The 19,680-nt window shown below is 69.1% G+C and carries 20 protein-coding genes; 12 read left to right on the top strand and 8 right to left on the bottom strand.

The genetic code is table 11. From position 1 onward, the window contains the following. The first annotated feature begins 2 nt into the window (after positions 1 to 2). Positions 3 to 662, top strand: coding sequence for a ComF family protein (locus tag ACFSXZ_RS23180; RefSeq protein ID WP_378267584.1), 660 nt, complete (start codon positions 3 to 5; stop codon positions 660 to 662). Positions 663 to 667: 5 nt separating this feature from the next. On the opposite strand, the gene ACFSXZ_RS23185 is transcribed toward ACFSXZ_RS23180, so the two are convergent. Further along, positions 668 to 1,282 (bottom strand): CGNR zinc finger domain-containing protein, encoded by a 615-nt coding sequence (locus ACFSXZ_RS23185; protein WP_378267243.1) that lies wholly within the window; start codon positions 1,280 to 1,282, stop codon positions 668 to 670. A 97-nt stretch (positions 1,283 to 1,379) separates the two neighbouring features. Here ACFSXZ_RS23185 and ACFSXZ_RS23190 point away from each other — a divergent pair, with 97 nt between their 5' ends. The 3 genes from ACFSXZ_RS23190 (at position 1,380) to secA (ending at position 6,397) form a co-directional block, all read left to right on the top strand. Then, the gene (locus ACFSXZ_RS23190; protein WP_378267244.1) at positions 1,380 to 2,300 is read left to right on the top strand and encodes a DMT family transporter; all 921 of its coding nucleotides are present in this window, start codon (positions 1,380 to 1,382) and stop codon (positions 2,298 to 2,300) included. A 421-nt stretch (positions 2,301 to 2,721) separates the two neighbouring features. Continuing rightward, entirely contained in the window at positions 2,722 to 3,408 is a 687-nt protein-coding gene (hpf, locus tag ACFSXZ_RS23195; protein ID WP_378267245.1) for a ribosome hibernation-promoting factor, HPF/YfiA family, read from the top strand. Between the two features lie 142 nt (positions 3,409 to 3,550). Further along, positions 3,551 to 6,397 (top strand): preprotein translocase subunit SecA, encoded by a 2,847-nt coding sequence (gene secA, locus ACFSXZ_RS23200; RefSeq protein ID WP_378267246.1) that lies wholly within the window; start codon positions 3,551 to 3,553, stop codon positions 6,395 to 6,397. Between the two features lie 8 nt (positions 6,398 to 6,405). Here the strand turns inward: secA and ACFSXZ_RS23205 are convergent, their stop codons facing one another. Both ACFSXZ_RS23205 and ACFSXZ_RS23210 read right to left on the bottom strand, forming a co-directional pair. Next, a complete protein-coding gene (locus ACFSXZ_RS23205) occupies positions 6,406 to 6,849 on the bottom strand; it encodes an Rv3235 family protein (RefSeq protein ID WP_378267247.1) in 444 nt (147 codons plus the stop codon). 140 nt (positions 6,850 to 6,989) lie between these two features. Then, complete coding sequence (locus tag ACFSXZ_RS23210; RefSeq protein ID WP_378267248.1) at positions 6,990 to 7,793, bottom strand: TrmH family RNA methyltransferase; 804 nt, start codon at positions 7,791 to 7,793, stop codon at positions 6,990 to 6,992. A gap of 35 nt (positions 7,794 to 7,828) precedes the next feature. On the opposite strand from ACFSXZ_RS23210, the gene ACFSXZ_RS23215 reads away from it, so the two are divergent. The 3 genes from ACFSXZ_RS23215 (at position 7,829) to pruA (ending at position 11,613) form a co-directional block, all read left to right on the top strand. Then, positions 7,829 to 9,232 (top strand): WS/DGAT/MGAT family O-acyltransferase, encoded by a 1,404-nt coding sequence (locus tag ACFSXZ_RS23215; RefSeq protein ID WP_378267249.1) that lies wholly within the window; start codon positions 7,829 to 7,831, stop codon positions 9,230 to 9,232. 42 nt (positions 9,233 to 9,274) lie between these two features. Beyond that, on the top strand, positions 9,275 to 9,769 hold the full coding sequence (locus ACFSXZ_RS23220) for a DUF6912 family protein (RefSeq protein WP_378267250.1): 495 nt from the start codon (positions 9,275 to 9,277) through the stop codon (positions 9,767 to 9,769). Between the two features lie 215 nt (positions 9,770 to 9,984). Beyond that, on the top strand, positions 9,985 to 11,613 hold the full coding sequence (gene pruA / locus ACFSXZ_RS23225; RefSeq protein ID WP_378267251.1) for an L-glutamate gamma-semialdehyde dehydrogenase: 1,629 nt from the start codon (positions 9,985 to 9,987) through the stop codon (positions 11,611 to 11,613). A gap of 46 nt (positions 11,614 to 11,659) precedes the next feature. On the opposite strand, the gene ACFSXZ_RS23230 is transcribed toward pruA, so the two are convergent. Further along, entirely contained in the window at positions 11,660 to 12,499 is an 840-nt protein-coding gene (locus ACFSXZ_RS23230; protein WP_378267252.1) for a hypothetical protein, read from the bottom strand. Positions 12,500 to 12,532: 33 nt separating this feature from the next. Continuing rightward, positions 12,533 to 13,522 carry a ribosome small subunit-dependent GTPase A gene (rsgA, locus tag ACFSXZ_RS23235; protein ID WP_378267253.1) on the bottom strand — a complete coding sequence of 330 codons (990 nt, stop codon included), beginning with the start codon at positions 13,520 to 13,522 and terminating at the stop codon, positions 12,533 to 12,535. An 85-nt stretch (positions 13,523 to 13,607) separates the two neighbouring features. Here rsgA and ACFSXZ_RS23240 point away from each other — a divergent pair, with 85 nt between their 5' ends. Both ACFSXZ_RS23240 and ACFSXZ_RS23245 read left to right on the top strand, forming a co-directional pair. Further along, positions 13,608 to 14,369 carry an SOS response-associated peptidase gene (locus ACFSXZ_RS23240; protein ID WP_378267254.1) on the top strand — a complete coding sequence of 254 codons (762 nt, stop codon included), beginning with the start codon at positions 13,608 to 13,610 and terminating at the stop codon, positions 14,367 to 14,369. Next, positions 14,366 to 14,977 (top strand): alpha/beta hydrolase family protein, encoded by a 612-nt coding sequence (locus ACFSXZ_RS23245; RefSeq protein ID WP_378267255.1) that lies wholly within the window; start codon positions 14,366 to 14,368, stop codon positions 14,975 to 14,977. The genes ACFSXZ_RS23240 and ACFSXZ_RS23245 overlap by 4 nt, the downstream gene beginning before the upstream one ends. A 41-nt stretch (positions 14,978 to 15,018) precedes the next feature. Here the strand turns inward: ACFSXZ_RS23245 and ybaK are convergent, their stop codons facing one another. After that, complete coding sequence (gene ybaK / locus ACFSXZ_RS23250; RefSeq protein ID WP_378267256.1) at positions 15,019 to 15,495, bottom strand: Cys-tRNA(Pro) deacylase; 477 nt, start codon at positions 15,493 to 15,495, stop codon at positions 15,019 to 15,021. A gap of 218 nt (positions 15,496 to 15,713) precedes the next feature. Between ybaK and ACFSXZ_RS23255 the strand changes: the two genes are divergently transcribed. Both ACFSXZ_RS23255 and rsrA read left to right on the top strand, forming a co-directional pair. After that, positions 15,714 to 16,349, top strand: coding sequence for a sigma-70 family RNA polymerase sigma factor (locus ACFSXZ_RS23255; protein ID WP_378267257.1), 636 nt, complete (start codon positions 15,714 to 15,716; stop codon positions 16,347 to 16,349). Continuing rightward, on the top strand, positions 16,346 to 16,657 hold the full coding sequence (gene rsrA, locus ACFSXZ_RS23260; RefSeq protein WP_378267258.1) for a mycothiol system anti-sigma-R factor: 312 nt from the start codon (positions 16,346 to 16,348) through the stop codon (positions 16,655 to 16,657). The genes ACFSXZ_RS23255 and rsrA overlap by 4 nt, the downstream gene beginning before the upstream one ends. 62 nt (positions 16,658 to 16,719) lie before the next feature. On the opposite strand, the gene ACFSXZ_RS23265 is transcribed toward rsrA, so the two are convergent. Continuing rightward, positions 16,720 to 16,794 carry a 50S ribosomal protein bL37 gene (locus ACFSXZ_RS23265; RefSeq protein WP_098515123.1) on the bottom strand — a complete coding sequence of 25 codons (75 nt, stop codon included), beginning with the start codon at positions 16,792 to 16,794 and terminating at the stop codon, positions 16,720 to 16,722. A 305-nt stretch (positions 16,795 to 17,099) separates the two neighbouring features. Between ACFSXZ_RS23265 and ACFSXZ_RS23270 the strand changes: the two genes are divergently transcribed. Then, complete coding sequence (locus tag ACFSXZ_RS23270) at positions 17,100 to 18,605, top strand: sensor histidine kinase (protein ID WP_378267259.1); 1,506 nt, start codon at positions 17,100 to 17,102, stop codon at positions 18,603 to 18,605. Here the strand turns inward: ACFSXZ_RS23270 and ACFSXZ_RS23275 are convergent. Then, positions 18,589 to 19,626, bottom strand: a complete 1,038-nt coding sequence (locus tag ACFSXZ_RS23275; RefSeq protein ID WP_378267260.1) for an Lrp/AsnC family transcriptional regulator — start codon at positions 19,624 to 19,626, stop codon at positions 18,589 to 18,591. The genes ACFSXZ_RS23270 and ACFSXZ_RS23275 overlap by 17 nt on opposite strands. Between the last annotated feature and the right edge of the window lie 54 nt (positions 19,627 to 19,680).

Genomic DNA, 19,680 nt, shown 5'->3' on the forward strand with positions numbered 1-19,680 from the left:
GAATGGTGAACAGGGCGCTCGACCTCGTACTGCCGGTGACCTGTGCGGGCTGCGGTGATCCGGGCTCGCCGTGTTGCGCGGAATGTTTCGCGATGCTCGCGAAACCCGGCCCGGTGGCACGGGGGCCCACGGGTGCGGTCCCGGTCTACGCGCTGGCGCCCTACTCCGGGCCGCCCCGCCGGCTGGTGCTGGCCTACAAGGAACGCGGCCGCCGTGACGTGGCGGGGCGGCTGGGTGCCGCACTCGCCGCCGCGCTGCCCTACCTTCCCGAAGCCCGGCCAGGGCTCGGCGAGTGGTGGTGGCTGGTTCCCGTGCCGTCGCGCAGAACGGCCTCCCGCGTGCGTGGTGGCCCGCACCTGCTGCGACTGGCCCGAGCCTGCGCGGCGGAGCTCGCCTCGGCGGGGCGGCCGGTCGCGGTGGCTCCGGCGCTGCGCCTGCGCTCCGGCGCACGGGACGCGGTGGGGCTCGATCGCGCGCAGCGCGTGGCGAACCTCGAGGGCCGTCTCGTGGTGGAGCCCCGCGGTCTTCCACCGCCTGCGACGCCGGTCGTGTTGCTCGACGATGTCGTCACCACGGGAGCGACGGCGGCGGCGTGTACCCGGGCACTCGCCGCGGCCGGTGTCCCGGTCGCGGCCGTGCTCGCGCTCACGGCCGCCGGCTGAGGTGGTCAGGAGGTGCGGTGCCGTTCGTAGTGTCGCCGTGCCCGCGCCCGGTTGCCGCAGTCGGCCGAACTGCACCAGCGGCGTGAGCCGTTGCGGCTGCGGTCGAGGAAAAGCCATCCGCATCCCGCGTCGTGGCAGCGGCGCAAGCGGGTGAGGTCCTCCTCCTGGAACAGCCGCCCCGCCGCGAGCGCGATGGCCCAGGGCAGGTCGGCGGGCGCCCGGGGCCGGAGCGTCCACCGCCAGGGCACCACGCTCGCGATCTCGGCTCGCCCGATGGCGCGCGCCAGCATGCGGTGCACCGTGTTCAGGTGGTGCTCGCCGGGCTCACGGCCGTCGGCGACCGCTCCGGCGACGCCGTGCACGGCCTCGCGGATCGCGCGAGCCTCACGCAGCGCCTCCTGCGCCCGATCGGGTCGCGCCGCCGCCTGCTGCAGGAGGTCCGTTTCGACGTCCGGGGCGATCAGCCCGGCGGCGGCCGACCACCGCGCGAGCGAGGAGAAGCCGGAGATCCGGTCGACGGTGCGGGCCGGGTCCAACCGCCAGGCGACGGTGTTGACCAGATCGAGGGCGGGATGCCCGCCGGCCAGTTCGAACTCCCACCCGGCCGAAGCGGTTGCCACCGGGGCACACCTCCCTCATCTGTCTGTTCCGGTTTAGCCCTGGGTTCTAACGGTCATAACAAGAATAGGTCGTTAGAAACCGGGACTGGGAGGCGCCGTGGCACGACATCCGGTGGCGGGCCTGGCGATAGGGGCGCTGTGCGTGTCGGCGTCGGCCGTGCTCATCGAACTGTCGGGTGGCTCGCCGGGAACGGCGTCGTTTTATCGCTGCCTGCTCGCGCTGCCCGCGCTGCTTCCCCTCGCGTTCGTGGAACGAAAAGGCACCGGTGCGCCCACCTCGCGCCGGCGGTGGACCGCGGTCGCCGCCGGGGTCCTCTTCGCCGGGGACATGGTGCTGTGGACCCAGGCGATCCCCGAGATCGGCGCCGGGCTGTCCACCGTGCTGGTCAACGTGCAGGTGATCCTGGTCCCGGCGCTGGGGTGGCTGGTCGACCGCGAGCCGGTGACCCGCCGCTATCTGGCCGCGTTGCCCGCGGTGGTCACCGGGGTGGTGCTCACCGCGGGCGTGAGCGACCATGGTGGACCCGGCACGGCTCCGGGCCTCGGCGTCGTCCACGCGGTGCTCGCCGCCCTGTGCTACTCCGGGTTCTTGTTCCTGTTGCGCCGCAGCGGGCATGACGGACGGGTCCGGCAGACCTACGCCGAGGTCACGGTCACCGCGGCCGTCGTGTCGCTTCCGGCCGGCCTCCTGTGGGGAGGCGTCACGCTCGCCCCTGGCTGGGCGGCGATCGGCTGGCTCGCCGTGGCGGCGGTGTGCGGGCAGGTGTTCGGCTGGCTGCTGGTGGCCGTCAACGCGCCGAGGCTGCGGGGCGACGTGGCGGCGGTGCTGCTCCTGCTCACTCCGGTCGGCGCGATGATCCTCGGCGCCCTGGTGCTGGGCGAGCGTCCGACTCTGCCGCAGCTGTGCGGTTGTGGGCTCATCCTCGCCGGTGCCGTGATCACCGCGTTTCGGGCCGGCACTCGCCGGGGGCGCGAACTCGCGGAGGGGACCGTACCGGGTGTTTACACGGAAAGGTGAAGATCTGGGAACGTGACGGCGAACAAGCCCGTTGTCCGGACATGAGGCAGGCCCGGTCGCCAATGCCAATGGCGCGAGACTCCACAGGCGTGGGAACCACCTCGGCCTGGCTTATCACCCCAGCGTCACGGAACGCCCGCAACGCTGGAACGCAAGCGGTTGTCAAGGTGAAAACTGCTGATTCTCCTCCTCCGAACGGCCTAGCGGGTTGCGCCGACCGCGCGGAACCGAGCGCACACGGTCACCGTATGCCGTTCCGTAACATCCCCCGGCTCGGGGGGTTTTGTGACGCGCGTTACCCCGCTAACGTGCACCGCTATAGCGATTCCCGCGGCAGGGAGGTGAACAGCCGATGACATGACGCCGGCATCCGGCGTCATTTCCGGAGAGCTCGAACTCAGCAGAGTGAGGGAGGTCGTGTATGGACATCGTCGTTAAGGGTCGCAACGTGGAGGTGCCGGACCATTACCGGCAGCACGTGAGCGGCAAGCTCGCGCGACTGGAACGTTACGACAAGAAGGTCTTCCGTTACGACGTGGAGCTCTTCCACGAACCCAACCGCCGCCAGTCCAAGAACTGCCAGCGGGTCGAGATCACAGGGAAGGGCAGGGGACCGGCCGTCCGCGCGGAGGCCTGCGCGGCCGACTTCTACGCGGCACTCGACGCCGCGGTGAGCAAGCTGGAAAACCGGCTGCGGAAGCTCCACGACCGGCGGCGCGTGCACTACGGGCGCCGGTGCCCGGAATCCGTGGCCGAAGCCACCTCGGTGGCGATGGCCGCCGGCGCGATCACCGGCGATCGCGGCCCGGCCTTCACGAGCACGGCGGTGCTGGAGGCGCCCGAAGAAGAGCAGCCCGGCAACGTCGTCCATGGTGCCGAAATCGATCTCCCGCGACAGCGCTGGGACGAAGACACGAGCGACCACACCCCCGGGCGCATCGTGCGCGAGAAGAACCATTCGGCCGAACCCATCAGCGTCGACCAGGCTCTCTACCAGATGGAGCTGGTCGGCCACGACTTCTACCTCTTCAACGACGCCGAATCCGGACGGCCCAGCGTCGTCTACCGGAGGAAGGGTTTCGACTACGGCGTCATCACGCTCGGATAGGGGTTTTCCCTGTCCGGACGGCCCGTGCGCGCCCGCGTACGGGCCGTCCGGCTTTCCCCGGAGGTGATGGTGCGTGCGGGAGTCCGTGGTTCTTCCCTACGATGGGATCGGACAACTCTGAGGAGCTAGTGAGGTCGACCGGATGGTTCTCAATCGCCTGCTGCGCGCGGGCGAGGGCAAGATGCTCAAGCGGCTGCGCACGATCGCCGATCACATCAACACCCTCGAAGACGACGTCAAGGACCTTTCCGACGCCGAACTGCGCTCGAAAACCGATGAATTCCGCGAGCGCTACGCCGACGGCGAGGGCGAATCGCTGGACGAACTGCTGCCCGAAGCGTTCGCGGTGGCCAGGGAGGCCGCCCTCCGGGTGCTCGGCCAGCGTCCCTTCGACGTACAGCTGATGGGCGGCGCCGCGCTGCACCTCGGTCAGGTCGCCGAGATGAAGACCGGTGAGGGCAAGACCCTGACCTCGGTGCTGGCGGCCTACCTCAACGGTATTTCCGGCAACGGCGTGCACATCGTCACCACGAACGACTACCTGGCCCGTCGCGACGCCGAGTGGATGGGCCGGGTGCACCGGTTCCTCGGTCTCACGGTCGGGGTGATCCTCTCGGAACTGCCACCGGAGGCGCGCCGCGAGGCCTACCACGCCGACATCACCTACGGCACGAACAACGAGTTCGGCTTCGACTACCTGCGCGACAACATGGCCTGGACGCTCGAAGACTGCGTGCAGCGCGGGCACAACTTCGCCATCGTCGACGAGGTCGACTCGATCCTCATCGACGAGGCCAGGACCCCGCTGATCATCTCGGGCCCCGCCGAGCAGTCCGCGCGCTGGTACGTCGAGTTCGCCCGGATGGCCCCGCTGATGAAACCCGACGTGCACTACGAGGTGGACATCCGCAAGCGCACCGTGGGTGTCACCGAGAAGGGTGTCGGATTCGTCGAGGACCAGCTCGGCATCGACAACCTCTACGAGGCGGCGAACACGCCTCTGGTCGGCTATCTCAACAACGCGCTCAAAGCCAAGGAACTGTTCAAGCGCGACAAGGACTACATCGTCCGCAACGGTGAAGTGCTCATCGTGGACGAGTTCACCGGCCGCATCCTGCATGGCCGCCGCTACAACGAGGGCATGCACCAGGCGATCGAGGCCAAGGAAAGCGTCGAGATCAAGGCCGAGAACCAGACGCTGGCCACGATCACGCTGCAGAACTACTTCCGGCTCTACGACAAGCTCGCGGGCATGACCGGTACGGCCGAGACCGAGGCGGCCGAGTTCCACCAGACCTACAAGCTCGGTGTGGTGCCGATCCCGACCAACCGGCCCATGGTCCGCGCCGACCAGCCCGACCTGATCTACAAGACCGAAGAGGCCAAGTTCGAGGCGGTGGCCGAGGACATCGCCGAACGGCACGAGAAGGGCCAGCCGGTACTGGTGGGTACCACCAGCGTCGAGAAGTCGGAGTACCTGTCGAAACTGCTGCTCAAGCTGCGTGTTCCGCATGAGGTGCTCAACGCCAAGTACCACGATCGGGAGGCGCTGATCGTCGCCCGCGCGGGGCGTAAGGGCGCGGTCACCGTGGCCACCAACATGGCGGGCCGCGGTACCGACATCGTGCTCGGCGGCAACCCCGACATCATCGCCGACGAGCGGCTGCGCGAGCGTGGTCTCGACCCGGTCGAGCACTCCGAGCAGTACGAGACCGCGTGGCCGCACGTGCTCGAAGAGGTCAAGGCCGAAGCCAAGGCCGAGGCCGAGGAGGTCCGCGATGCGGGCGGGTTGTACGTGCTCGGCACCGAGCGCCACGAGTCCCGCCGCATCGACAACCAGCTCCGTGGTCGTTCCGGCCGCCAGGGCGACCCGGGCGAGTCGCGGTTCTACCTTTCGCTCGGTGACGAGCTCATGCGGCGGTTCAACGCCGTGATGGTCGAGCGCGTGATGACCACCATGCGCCTTCCCGACGAGATGCCGATCGAGCACAAGATGGTGTCGCGGGCGATCAAGAGCGCTCAGACGCAGGTCGAGCAGCAGAACATGGAGCAGCGCAAGAACGTCCTCAAGTACGACGAGGTCATGAACGAGCAGCGCAAGGTGATCTACACCGAGCGCCGCCGCGTGCTCGAGGGCGAGGACCTGCGTGAGCAGATGGAGAACATGCTCGTCGACGTGGTCACCGCCTACGTGCGGGGCGCCACGTCGGAAGGCTACGTCGAGGACTGGGACCACGAAAAGCTGTGGATCGCGCTGAAGCAGCTGTACCCGGTCGGAGTCACCTGGGACTCGCTGGTCGACGACGAGGAGGACCTCAGCGCCGAGTCGCTGACCGAGATTCTGGTCGAGGACGCGCTGGAGGCCTACCGGCGGCGTGAGGCGGAAGTCGAAGCCATCGGTGGCGAAGAGGCGATGCGGCAGGTCGAACGGCAGGTGCTGCTGTTCGTCCTCGACCGCAAGTGGCGCGAGCACCTCTACGAGATGGACTACCTCAAGGAGGGCATCGGGCTGCGCGCGATGGCCCAGCGCGACCCGCTCATCGAGTACCAGCGCGAGGGCTTCGACATGTTCAACGCGATGCTCGACTCGCTGAGGGAAGAGGCGGTCGCGATGCTCTTCCACGCGCAGTTCGAGCAGCCGCAACAACCCGAGCCCCAGCCCGCCCCGGAACCCGCCACCGCGGTTCTCTCCGCGGGACGGCACGCCGCGCCGACGCCGCCCCAGCAGCCTGTCGCGGCGAGTGCTCCGCCGGCCGAGACCCGGCGGGAACAGCCGGTCCCGAACGCCCTGCGCGGCTCGGGCCTTCGCGGCGAGACACCCCAGGCCCTGACCTACTCCGGTCCGGCCGAGCAGGGCGGTGTCCAGTCGCGCCGCTCCGGTTCGGGCGCGGCGGCCGCGGGGCAGGGCCAAGGCGGGAGCAACACCCGTCGTGAGCGCCGTGCCGCGGAGCGAGCCGAGGCGAAGAAGCGCAAGAAGGGCGGCCGGTAAGGCACGACCTACCCCGTCCCCGGGCGGATGAGGTCGAAGAAGACACACCGCCAACCCTGCGGAGCTCGCTCGAAGCGCGCGACGACGGCGTAGGCGCGCCCCTGGCGGTGTGCGGTGCCGCAGGCTTCGACGGCCTGCGGCGCCACACGACAGGCATGCACTGTCTTCAGCGTGAAGCGCATATTCGTCGCCTGCGGCTCATCGCACAGCAGGCGGTAGAGGCGCGGGTGGACGAGCACGCGGAGCCGTGCCGGCGGCCGGTATCCGGCACGTATCTCCAGGATGAGGTTGAGCACGGAGCGGACCTGCCGCAGCTCCAGCGGCGGCCCGCCCTGCTCGCTCGCCGGTTTACCCGGCTGGGGCGGAAGGTCCAGGGTGAGGGGGCCCGCGCCGCCCGGCCTTCCCTGGCGGGGCTCGTACTGGTGCAGCCGATCAAGGGCGCTGTCCGGCATTGGTCGTTCCCCCGTGGGTTCGCTCGTCGTGCGTCAGATAGAGCGATCCAGCGAGCGAATTCGGACAAACGGCCCACGAAATGGTGAAACGGCGAGATTGTTCCCGGCCCGCCGTCGAGTGTCCATTATGGACAGCTTTGTCACCGGGACGGACGTCCCTTGCCCCGTGCCCTTTCCGGCGGAAGTCCGCGGCGCACCAGGTCGAAACAGAGCACCGCGGCGGCGGCGGCGACGTTGAGCGACTCGACCGCGCCCGGCATCGGAATGGACACCCAGCCGGTCATCTGCTCGGCGACCTCGGCCGAGAGTCCGCCGGTTTCACCACCCAGCACGAAGGCCGCCAGCTCCGGAACGGCCGCGTCGAACAGGGGCTCACCACGCGAAGCGCTCAACCCGAACAGTTGGTACCCGGCTTCGGTGAGCAGGTCCGCGGCCTCGGCAGCCGTGCCGCACCGGAGGACCGGCGCGCGAAAGGCGACCCCGGCCGAAGCCTTCACCACGAGCGGGTCCAGCGCCGCCACCCCTCGTCGCGGCACCACGATCCCGCCGAGACCCGCCGCCGTCGCGGTCCGCAGGATCATGCCCACGTTCGCGGGCGTGGTGATGCCGTCGAGCACCAGCACGCGACCCGGCAGGGGCGTCGTCCTCAGCGCGGCACCGAGCGGGCGCATGCGCGGGGCCACCACGTCGGCCAGGACCCCCTGGTCCTGCTTGCCGTTACCGGCCAGCACCTTCACCCGATGGGCGCTGGCCCGGTGCACCGGGACGCCCGCCGACCTGGCCGCCCGCCGGATGTCCTCCGCGGCCTGTCCTCGGGCTGTGTCCGCGAGAATGACCTTGTCGACCCGCAGTTCCGGGTCGTCGAGCGCCTCCAGGACGGGCTTGCGGCCGTAGACGGTCAGGAATCGGTCCTTGGGTGAGACCGCCGTGTTCGCTTCGTGCACGGCACCAGTACAGCAGCATGTGCCAGGATCGCTCTATGCCAGACCGTCTTTCCGCGCTGGACGCGTCGTTTCTCTATCTGGAAGACGCCGCGACACCGATGCATGTGGGCGGCGTGGCGATCTTCGAGCGTCCCCGCGAAGGATTCGACTACGAGCAGGTCCTGTGCCTGATCCGGCAGCGGCTCGGGTACCTGCCGCGGTACCACGAGCGGGTGCTCACCGTGCCGGGGCACCTGGCGAGGCCGGTGTGGGCGGACGATGTCGACTTCGATCTGAACTACCACGTGCGGCGCTCGGCTCTGCCCACTCCCGGCACCGAGGTGCAGCTCTTCGAACTCGTGGCGAGGCTGATGGCGCGGCCGATGGACCATGAACGCCCGCTGTGGGAGGTCTATTTCGTCGAGGGGCTCGAGCACGATCGCGTCGCGCTGATCACCAAGACCCACCAGGCGGTCGTCGACGGCGTGGGCACGGTGGAGCTCGGCCAGCTCATCCTGGACTCCGTTCCTCAGCCGTGTGAGCCCACGGAGGACAACTGGGTGCCACGGCGTCCCCCGTCGGCGGCGCAGCTCCTGCTCGACGCGGTCAGCGAAACCGTTCAACGGCCCGGCGAACTGGTGGAGAACGTGCGCGCGGCGGCCAGCGACGCGGCCGCGACGGTGGACAAGTTCACCGACGCGGTCGGCGGGCTGGCGACGGCGGTGCGGGCGCTGGTCCGTCCCGCGCCGGCCGGACCGCTCAACACCCACGTCTCCGGTGGCCGTGTCTTCGCCGTGGTGCGCACTCGCCTGGAGGACTACCGCAGGGTGCGTGACCGGCACGGCGGCACGGTCAACGACATCGTGCTCGCCGCGATCACCGGCGCCCTGCGGGAATGGCTGGTTTCGCGGGGTGAGAACGTCGTCCCGGCGACGACCCTGCGCGCGCTGGTCCCGATGGCGGTGCTCGAACCGGGCGTGGAGTTCTCCAGCGCCGGGCTGGTGAACAACCAGCTCGAGCCACACCTGGTGGATCTGCCGGTGGGAGAGCCGAATCCGGTGCTGAGACTGCAGCACATCAGCCACGCGATGCGCGCCTACACCGACTCTCGCCCTTCGGTGGCCGCGCGTGCCATGCTGAAGGTCGGCGGTTTCGCGCCGGCGACGATGCACTCGCTGGCCGCCCGGACCGCGCGGTCGTTCTCGGGGCGCATCTTCAACCTGGTGATCACCAACTCGCCGGGGCCGCAGATGCCGCTCTACGCCGGGCGGGCGAAGATGACCGAGATGTATCCGGTGATCCCGCTCGCCCGCAACCAGACGTTGGCCATCGGAGTGACCTCCTACCACGGAGGTGTCTATTTCGGACTCAACGGGGATCGCAAGGCGGTGTCCGACGTCGGGCAGCTGGCTTCGATGATCGAGGAGTCCCTGTCGGAATTGCAGAGTGCCCCGTGGTGAGAGAACCTGCCGCCAGGACACGGAATCGAAGGGTGCGCACAGGTGAGGGTCTATCTTCCGGCGACGATCGGGATGCTGCGGAAGCTGGTGAGCGAGGGGAAGTTCCAGCCCGTCAGCGCCACCGGGTTCGCGCTCACGCCCGCTTTGCGTGAGTCCTACGTGAGCGGGTCGACCGAGGAGCTCGAATACGCGGCGCTGCTGGACGCGGCCCGCGCCTCGTTGAGGCTGCTGGCCGATGACGAGAAGGAGAGGCCCCGGCGCGTCGTGGTTTCGGTCGACGTCGACCACGCCACCGCGCGGCCGGATCTCGACGCGGCGGTGGTCCGGCTCGGCGGGCCTGTGGTGCTGGACGACGTGGCGGCGGTGCACGTGGACACCGAGGACGCCGAGGAGGCGGTTCGCGCGGCCGCGGCCGTGATCGACGCAGCGGACCTGGGCGACCTCGATGCCGAGTTCGCGCTCGGCGAGGCCGAAGACCACGACCTCGCCTGGTACGCGGCGCAGGAACTGCCGTTCCTCCTGGAACTCCTTTACTAATCCGACCAAAAGTAGGCGGACCCCGAGCAGCACGGAACTGTCGCTACGCAAGCCGGATAGCCGTGACTGTGGTCGGATTAGTAAAGAACGGCGCAGTAGGTTGAACAGTGCGCACCACGGAGTCGCCACGCCGGGGTGAGGCGGAAACCGCCCGCCTGGGGTGGCGCGAAGAGCGCGGTGCGACGGTAGGCCACAAGCCCAGGAGGTAGACGACCATGGACGCGGTCACGAACGTGCCCACGCCGGTGAACGAACCGGTCCGGGCCTACGCCCCCGGTTCGCCGGAGCGCGAGTCACTGCGGCGGCGCATCGCCGAATTGGAAGCCGAAAAGCACGAGTTGCCGCAGACCATCGACGGCAAGCGGCGTTTGGCCGCCGGCGAGACGTTCGACGTCGTCCAGCCGCACGATCACGGGCACGTGCTCGGGGTGTGCGCGCAGGCGACGCCCCAGGACGTCGCCGACGCGGTGGCGGCGGCGAAACGGGCGGCGCCGGGCTGGCGGGAGATGCCCTTCGACGAGCGGGCCGCCATCTTCCTGCGAGCGGCGGACCTCATCGCGGGGCCCTACCGGGACACCCTCAACGCGGCCACCATGCTGGGCCAGTCGAAATCGGTGCAGCAGGCCGAGATCGACGCGGCCTGCGAGCTGATCGACTTCCTCCGGTTCAACGTGCACTACGCCCGCCGGATCCTGGCCGAACAACCGAATTCGGTACCCGGCACGTGGAATCGCCTGGAGTACCGCCCGCTGGACGGTTTCGTCGTGGCGATCACCCCGTTCAACTTCACCGCCATCGCCGGGAACCTCCCCAGTTCTCCGGCGTTGATGGGGAACACGGTGGTGTGGAAGCCGACACCGACCCAGCAGCTCGCGGCGCACTACACCATGCAGATCTTCGCCGAGGCCGGGCTGCCCCCGGGCGTGATCAATCTGGTGACCGGCGATGGTCAGGCGGTGAGCGAGGTCGCGCTCGCCGACCCCGGCTTCGCCGGTCTGCATTTCACCGGTTCCACCGCGACCTTCAAACTGCTGTGGCGGCGCATCGCGGAGAATCTCGACGGCTACCGCGCTTATCCGCGCATCGTCGGCGAGACGGGCGGAAAGGACTTCGTCGTCGCGCATCCCTCCGCGCGTCGCGACAAGCTGGCGGCCGCGCTGGTGCGGGGCGCGTTCGAATATCAGGGGCAGAAATGTTCGGCGGCCTCCCGTGCCTACCTTCCCCGCTCGTTGTGGGACGGCGGGCTCCGGGAGGAACTGGCGGATCTCACGCGCACGGTGAAGTTCGGTGACATCACCGACTTTTCGTTGTTCGGGGGCGCGGTGATCGACGCCCGCGCGTTCGCGAAACACCGGGCTCTGTTGTCCAGTGTGGATGGTGACGCCGAGTTGGACACGCTGGTGGGCGGCCACTGTGACGACTCGGTCGGGTACTTTGTCGAGCCGACCGTGCTGGTTTCGGAAAATCCGGGGCACGAGGTCTTCGCGACCGAGTATTTCGGCCCGATCCTGGCCGTGCACGTCTATCCGGACGCCGACTACGAGCGGATTCTCCGGCTGGTCGACGAGACTTCGCCGTACGCGCTGACCGGCGCGGTCTTCGCCGACGACCGCGCGGCGGTGCGGCAGGCCCACCGGGAACTGCGGTTCGCCGCCGGGAACTTCTACGTCAACGACAAGCCCACGGGGTCGATCGTGGGCCAGCAGCCGTTCGGCGGTTCGCGTTCCTCAGGCACCAACGACAAGGCGGGTTCGATGTTCAACCTGCTCCGCTGGGCCAGCCCGCGGTCGGTCAAGGAGACCTTCGACGCCCCGACGGGCATCCGCTACCCGCACATGGACTGAACAGGTTCTTCCCGGGGCACCCGTGGGTGCCCCGGGAAGGCAACGGTCAGCCGGGAAGTTTCATCTCGCCGACCTGGTCGGCCGGCGGGGCCTGGACGTCGACGGGGGCGCCCCAGTCGGTGTACTTCATCGTGAATCCCATGCCCTGGTCGGCTCCCGGCGTGCCGGATGCCTTCATCACCGCGCCGAGGTCCTCGGTGACCTGCACCGGCAACTGGTCGGCGTTGAGCCACATCTGCAGGGGGATGGTTTTGACCTGACCCGCGATCTTCTGGATCTGGTCCTTGGGCATGGCGTCGCCGACCACCTTGTCCAGCGCCTTGGCCACGTCCAGGTCCACCCAGTAGTGGCTCACCCGTTGACCGTCCAGCACCGTTTGCTCGCTCTTGGTGATGGTGCCGGCCTGCTGGATCTGATCGAGGAAGTGGGCCGGATCGTTCTGCTCGGCCTGGTCCATCATCTGGCCAAACCCTTTGCCCGCCCCGGCGTCCAGTGAAATCTTCGTCCAAGGCTTGCCGCTGGAGGCCGCCCGGGCACTGGCGGGAAGCTGGAAGTACATCTGCTTGCCGACAATCCGCGCTTCGACCTTCTCGCCTTCGACGTTCAGCGTCATCCGCATCGCGGTGTTCGGGCCGTCGAAGCGCCCCTCTCCCTCGCCGGTGGTCTGTTGCGAGCCCAGCGTTTGGGTGTAGGTGAACTTGGCGGTCTTCACCTGCCCGGCCTTCGCCGAAGCCGCGCGCACCAACTGCTGCACGTCACCGAAAAGCGAGGTGGAACCGTCCTGCCCGGCAGGCGTGGGACCGAGCGCGTTCCCGGTCTTCGCGCCGCATCCGCCGACCGTGATCAACAGCGCCATGCCCGCGGCCACAAGTGCCGTCTTCCTCATGAACCCTCCAGTGTGAAGCCCCCCATGGAGGCCTCATGCTGCCAGACCAGCGCGCGAGGCCAGGAGTCGCCTGAGCGACGCCAGCCTCCTGGAGTCCTCGACATCGTCGAGCGCGCAGTCCGGATCCTCGGGCGGGCCGAGATGGCCACAGCCGCTCGGGCATTCCTCCGCGGCCTCGGCGAATTCCTCGAACGCGGCGACGATGTCGTCCGCGGTGATGTGGGCAAGGCCGAACGACCGCACGCCCGGAGTGTCGATCACCCAGCCGCCTTCGGGCAGCGGGAGTGCGACGGCGGCGACGGAGGTGTGCCTGCCCTTGCCGACCGCGCTGACCACGCCGGTGGCCAGGCCCGCGTCTGGCACCAGGCGATTGACCAGGGTCGACTTGCCGACGCCGGAGTGACCCACGAGTGCGCTGACGCCGTTGCGCACCGTGTCGAGGAGTTCGGCGCTGTCCTCGTCATACCGGGTGACCAGGGCAGGTACGTCCAGGTCGGCGTAGCGCGCCAGAAGCTCGCCGGGGTCGGCGAGGTCGGCCTTCGTGAGGCAGAGCACCGGACGCAGACCGCCCGCGTAGCAGGCGACGAGACAGCGGTCGATGAAGCCGGTACGCGGCGGCGGGTCGGCCAGGGCGGTGACGATGAGCAGTTGCTCGGCGTTGGCCACCACGACCCGTTCGTAGGGATCGGTGTCGTCGGCCGTGCGGCGGAGCACGCTGGTGCGCTCGGCCACCCGGACGATTCTGGCCAGGGTGTCCGGTTTGCCACTGACATCGCCGACGAGTCCGACCTGGTCGCCGACCACCACGGGCGTGCGCCCCAGTTCGCGGGCCCGCATCGCGGTCACGAGTTGTCCGGGGTCGTCTTCGACGGCGCAGGTCCAGCGGCCGCGGTCGACGGCGACGACCATCGCCGGGGTGGCGTCGGCATGTTCGGGCCGGCGCTTGCTCCGGGGCCGCGATCCCCGGCCCGGGCGCACGCGGACGTCGCTTTCGTCCAGCCTGCGCCAGTCCCGTGCGGCCAAATTCCCGTCCCCTTTTCCGCCTCGTCCGCTTCGAATGATGTCACGATGGTGTGGGGATCGGACGTGTAAGGGAGTGTGGGGCGAGATGTGCGGCCGCTATTCGGCGTCGAAGAGCCCGGCCAAACTGGTCGAGGAATTCGGCGCGGCGGACGAGACCGAAGGCAAGGCGCGCGACGCCGACTACAACGTGGCGCCGACCAAGAACGTGGTCACGGTGGTGCAGCGGCATCCGCGGGACGCCGAGGGCAACACCCTTGCCGAGGAGCCGGCGGTGCGGACACTGCGGCTCATGCGGTGGGGGCTGGTGCCGTTCTGGGCCAAGGACCCGTCGGTGGGCAACCGGATGATCAACACCCGGGCGGAGACGGCGCGCGAGAAGCCCTCCTTCCGGACGGCGCTCGCGAAACGCCGCTGCCTCGTCCCCGCCGACGGCTGGTACGAATGGCGGCGCGCCGGCAAGGTCAAGGAACCGTTCTTCATGACCGGCCCCGACTCCTCGTCGCTCGCCTTCGCCGGGATCTGGGAAAGCTGGCGCGACAAGAACGATCCCGACGCGAGCCCGCTGATCACGTTTTCGATCGTCACCACCGCCGCGACCGGCCGCCTGACCGACATCCACGACCGCATGCCGCTGCTCGTGCCGCGGCGGGACTGGGGGGCGTGGCTGGACCCCGATCGTGGCGACGTCGCGGACCTGCTGTCACCGCCCGCTGACCTGGTCGACGCGCTCGAACTGCGCCCGGTTTCGGACCGGGTCAACAACGTCCGCAACAACGGTGCCGACCTGATCCGCCAGGCCGAGCCCGCCGCACCCGAACTCGACCAGCCCTTGTTCGACTCACTATGACCACGCTGACGATCGACACGCCGCACGGCCCCGCCCGTGCCGAACTGCACTGCGCCGAGGAAGGCATCGCCGTGCTGCTCCTCGGACACGGCGCGGGCGGCGGGATCGAGGCGAAGGACCTGGTCGCGGTCACCCGCGCGGCGCGGGCCGCCGGAGTGAACGTCGCGCTGGTCGAGCAGCCTTACCGGGTCGCGGGCCGCCGGGCACCGGCACCGGCCAAGCAACTCGACGCGGCTTGGCTCGCGGTCGCCGACGACCTCGCCGGGCGCTTCGACGAGTTGCCGCTCGTGTTCGGGGGCCGCTCGTCCGGTGCGAGGGTCGCCTGCCGGACGGCTTCGGCGGGACAGGCCGTGGCCGTGCTGTGCCTGGCCTTCCCGGAACATCCGCCGGGGAAGCCGGAGAAGTCCCGTCAGGCCGAACTCGACGCGGTCGAGGTGCCCGTGCTGGTCGTCCAAGGGGAGCGTGACCCGTTCGGCCGCCCGAAGGCGGGCCCGCATCACGAACTCGTCGTCATCCCCGGCACGCACGCTCTCGACTCGGACCTGGACGCGCTGTCCCGGTCGGTCACCGAGTGGTTGTCGCGTGTCCTTCGACCGCTGAGTCCCTAGCGTCCTGACCGCGAACCGAAGTCGCGTGCTACCGCGTGGGCCTAGGTCGCGATCGGGGCGACGGTGGCGTCGGTGAGGGAGATCAGGTCGTCGGGTGCCAGTTCGAGTTCCAGGCCCCGGCGCCCGGCCGAGCAGTAGACGGTTTCGAACCGCTTCACGGAATCGTCGATGACGAGCGGAAGCCGGCCGCGCTGCCCGAGCGGCGAAATCCCGCCGAGGACGTACCCGGTCGCCCGCTGGGCCGCCGCGCCGTCGGCCATCCGGGCCCGCTTGCCGCCGCGAGCCGCCGCGAGCGCCTTGAGATCGAGCTGGTGGGTGACCGGGACGACACCCACGGTGAGCACGCCGTCGACTTCGGCGACCAGCGTCTTGAACACCCGTTCCGCCGCCACCCCCAGGGCCTCGGCGGCCTCCAGTCCGTACGACTCGTGCTGGGGATCGTGCTCATAGGAATGCAACCGGTGCGTGATCTTCCGCTTGACCAGCAACGCGGTCGCCGGAGTTCCCTTTCCCGCCATGCGAGCAGGCTAACGGGACCGGGAATGCCGGTCGGCGGGCGGTTGTTGTGCGAGACGTGGCTATCAAGCTGGTGCAACCCCCACAACCCGTGACTCGTGTGCGAAGCGTCACCCGCCCCGCGAACCTCAGCCCGGGCCTGCGTGGCCGCGTATCCTCGTACTCGACATACGCGCATTCCCCAGGGGATGCCGCCGGCCGCGCCGGGGAAGGGAACAGTTTGCCGAGCACGCAGAATTCCGCGTTATCCGAGTCCGGTTCCACCGCAGAACTGCCGGAACAGCGCGCAGAGCGCTTCGAGCGGGATGCGATGCCGCTGCTGGATCAGCTCTACTCCGCCGCGATGCGGATGACCCGCAACCGGGCCGACGCCGAAGACCTGGTGCAGGAGACCTACCTCAAGGCCTACGGGGCGTTCGCGTCGTTCAAGGAGGGCACGAACCTCAAGGCGTGGCTGTACCGCATTCTCACCAACACCTACATCAACGGGTACCGGAAGCGGCAGCGCCAGCCGACGCAGCAGCCGACCGAGGAGATCTCCGACTGGCAGATCGCCCAGGCGGAGAGCCACACCTCCAGCGGACTGCGCTCGGCCGAGGTCGAGGCGATGGACCGGCTGCCCGACACCGATGTGAAGGCGGCGCTCCAGCAACTGCCCGAGGAATTCCGGCTCGCGGTGTATCTGGCCGACGTCGAAGGCTTTGCCTACAAGGAAATCGCCGAGATCATGGACACCCCCATCGGTACGGTGATGTCCCGGCTGCATCGCGGCCGCGCCCAGTTGCGGAACCTGCTCGCCGACGTCGCCCGCGAACGGGGTTTCATCCGGGGTGAACGTCAGGAGGTGGGACGGTGAACGCCGAGCCCGCCAAGGACAAGGTGGACTGCCAGGAAGCGCTGGCGGAAATTTTCCTGCTGCTGGACCGTGAGTGCAGCCCCGAGCGTGACGCCGAACTCCGCAGGCACATCGAGGAATGCCCGCCCTGCCTCGAGGAATACGGCATCGACGAGCACCTCAAGGACCTGCTGGCCCGCAAGTGCGGCGGTGAACACGCCCCTGCCGAGCTGAAACGCAAGCTGCGCGCGTCGATCCGGATGACGGTGGAGAAGCACGGCGGGGTGACCGTCGAGCGCACCGAGGTCACGATCGACCGGAGCGAGTAACGGAGCAAAGCACGCGAAGAAGGCCCCGGCGAGCCGGGGCCTTCTTCGCGCTTGAGGGTCGCTCAGGCGTTGGGCTTCTTGCCGTGGTTGGCGCCGTTCTTCTTCCGGTCGCGGCGCTTCCGGGCTCGCTTCGACATCTCAGCTCCTTCATCTGCAGGCTCTCCTAAGTGTGACATGCTGTTTTTTCCGCGACTTTGCGCGCCCCCGCGATCGTGTCGCCAGGGCGCTCCACCCAACGCACCTCACGTTGGGTGGACGGGCGCCCTGCCGCCGCGATGAGGGGGTCTGGGGGCTTGCCCCCACAGTCGGGGTGTGGGCCATGCCCCACAGAACACGGACATTGACGGCGCGCGGGGTGGTCACTTTGACAGTCGCGCGTTGAGACTAGGGGTGACATGCTGTGTAGGGCGCCCGGACTGGGGCAAGGAAGGTGACGTAGAGCGTGTCCACGCTTTCCGATCTGCTGGCCGAAAACACCGGCTTGTCCGGCGAGGCGGCCGACCACCTGCAGGCGGTGGTGGCCGAGTGGCAGCTGCTCGCGGACCTGTCCTTCGCCGATTTCCTGCTCTGGGTGCCGGTCTCGGCCGACCTCGACGCGCAGGGCGGCGATTTCGTGTGTGTGGCACAGGCCCGGCCGACGACCGCGCCGACCGCGCACCCCGAGGACGTGGTGGGCACGAGGTTCACCGCGGACGAACACCCTCAACTCGCCCAGGCGGTGCGCGAGGGACGGATCTGCCGCGAAGAGGATCCGCACTGGTACCGGGACCTGCCGATGCGCCGGGAGGCCGTCCCGGTGCTGTTCGGAGGCCAGGTCATCGCGGCACTGAGCCGTGAGACCAACTTGGCCGCGCCGCGCGTGCCCAGCCCGCTGGAAGTGGCCTATCTCGGCAGCGCGGGCGATCTGTGCCAGATGATCGTCGACGGCACCTTCCCGTTCCCCGATTCGCAGTCCGACGTGCACACCAGTCCGCGCGTGGGGGACGGGCTGATCCGCCTCGACGCGAGCGGCAACGTCGTGTTCGCCAGCCCCAACGGACTGTCCGCGTATCACCGCATGGGCCATGAATCCGATCTGGTCGGCACCCGGCTGGCGCCGCTGACCCGGTCGCTGATCCGCGACCCCTTCGACGCCACCGAGGTCGCCCACCGCATCCTCGACGCGCTGGACGGCAAGCCGGGCAGCAGGACCGAGGCCGAGTCGCGGCGTGGCGCGGTCGTCCTGTTCCGGGCCCTGCCCCTGCGTCCGCACGGGCAGGCGGCCGGCGCCCTGGTGCTCGTGCGCGACGTCACCGAGGTCAAGCGCCGGGACCGGGCGCTGCTGTCCAAGGACGCGACGATCCGGGAGATCCACCACCGGGTGAAGAACAACCTCCAGACGGTCGCGGCGCTGCTCAGGCTGCAGTCCCGGCGCACGCCGAGTCCGGAGGCCCGGCAGGCGCTCACCGAGTCGGTGCGCCGGGTCGCCTCGATCGCGATGGTGCACGAGGCGCTGTCCGTTTCCGTGGACGAACGGGTGGACCTGGACAAGCTGCTCGACAAGGTGCTTCCGATGGTGGGTGAGGTGGCCACGGCGGAGTCGCGCGTGGGGATCTCGCGCACCGGATCGTTCGGAGTGGTGGTGGCCGAGATCGCCACGCCGCTGGTCATGGTCATGGCCGAACTCGTGCAGAACGCGGTCGAACACGCCTTCCCGGCCGGCCGGGCGGGCAAGGTGGAGATCTCGGTCTCACGCTCGGCGCGCTGGCTGGACGTGCTGATCCGCGACAACGGCCGGGGCCTGCCGCCCGGATTCTCGCTGGAGCGCGCGGACGGGCTGGGCCTGCAGATCGTGCGCACCCTGATCGAATCGGAGCTGCGGGGGTCGCTTTCCCTGCGCCCGCTGCGAGACGGCGGTACCCGGGGCACGGAGGCCGCGCTCCGCATTCCGCTCAGTCGCCGCCTCTGACGAGGCGGTCACCGGACAGGAGCGTGCCTGCCTGCTTGATGTGCCGCAGCACGGGAGAGACCTCCAGGCCTTCCAGCCCGGAGTAGGAACCGATGCGGTCCGACGTGAATTCGAACAGTTCGTCGAGGTCCCGGCAGTGTGCGACGGCATGGAGATTGTAGGAGCCGGAAACCGCCGCGGCGAAGGCTATTTCCGGTTCTTGGGCGAGTGCGCGTCCGACGCTTTTGATCGCCGACGGGTGAACCCGGATCCAGAGGTTGGCCCGAGCGTGGTAGCCGAGAGCCGCCGCCGCGATTTCGACATCGATGTGGACGACGCGGCGCAGGAGCAGGGCTTGAAGGCGGCGTGCCGCGCGTCCGGGCGTGAGGTCCGCCACCGCGGCGAGATCGACCAGACCCGCGCGGCCGTCGGCGGCGAGAACCTTCAGCATTCTTTCGTCTTCGGGGGTGAGGCGTACGGGATCGCGGGCGACGACCGGCGATTCGGTGAAAGGGGGGCCCTCGTTTCCGAGGATCGATTCCTGTTCTGGAGTCAGTACGCCGCGTAAAGCGGCCCAATAGTGACCACGGCCGCCGAGAAATTGACGGAGCATCGCGTACGCGTTGATGTCGATAACGGCCGCGGTGCGCGGAAGCCGGTGACCGAGCAGGTCGTCGCGCTGCTCGCGAGACCGCGCCTGGACCGCGAAGGTGACTTCCGAGCCCGCCGCGCTGATGGCCACCCAGTTGGCGTCGTCGCGCTTCGCCAGTGCGTCGGCGATCGCCGCGACGCTGCCGGGGCGGCAGCGCAGGCGTACCAGCCATCGGCTCTGGCCGAGTGCTCCCGGGTTGACGACGCCGGCGACACGGATGATGCCTTCTCCCTGTAGCCGCCGGTACCGGCGGCTGACGGCTCCTTCGGTCATGCCGAGCGCGGCCGCGATCGAGGCGAACGAGGCCCGGGGAGCGATCTGGAGCGCGCGAATGATTCGCACGTCTTCAGGCCGAACAGCGACGGATTCACCCATGAACGTGCCTGTCATGAGGGCAATCATACGAATCCGCCCTCGAAACGTGCCTTGACGGCAGGACAGCGG

The sequence above is a fragment of the Amycolatopsis pigmentata genome, assembly GCF_042684065.1.
GTDB lineage: Bacteria > Actinomycetota > Actinomycetes > Mycobacteriales > Pseudonocardiaceae > Amycolatopsis_E > Amycolatopsis_E pigmentata.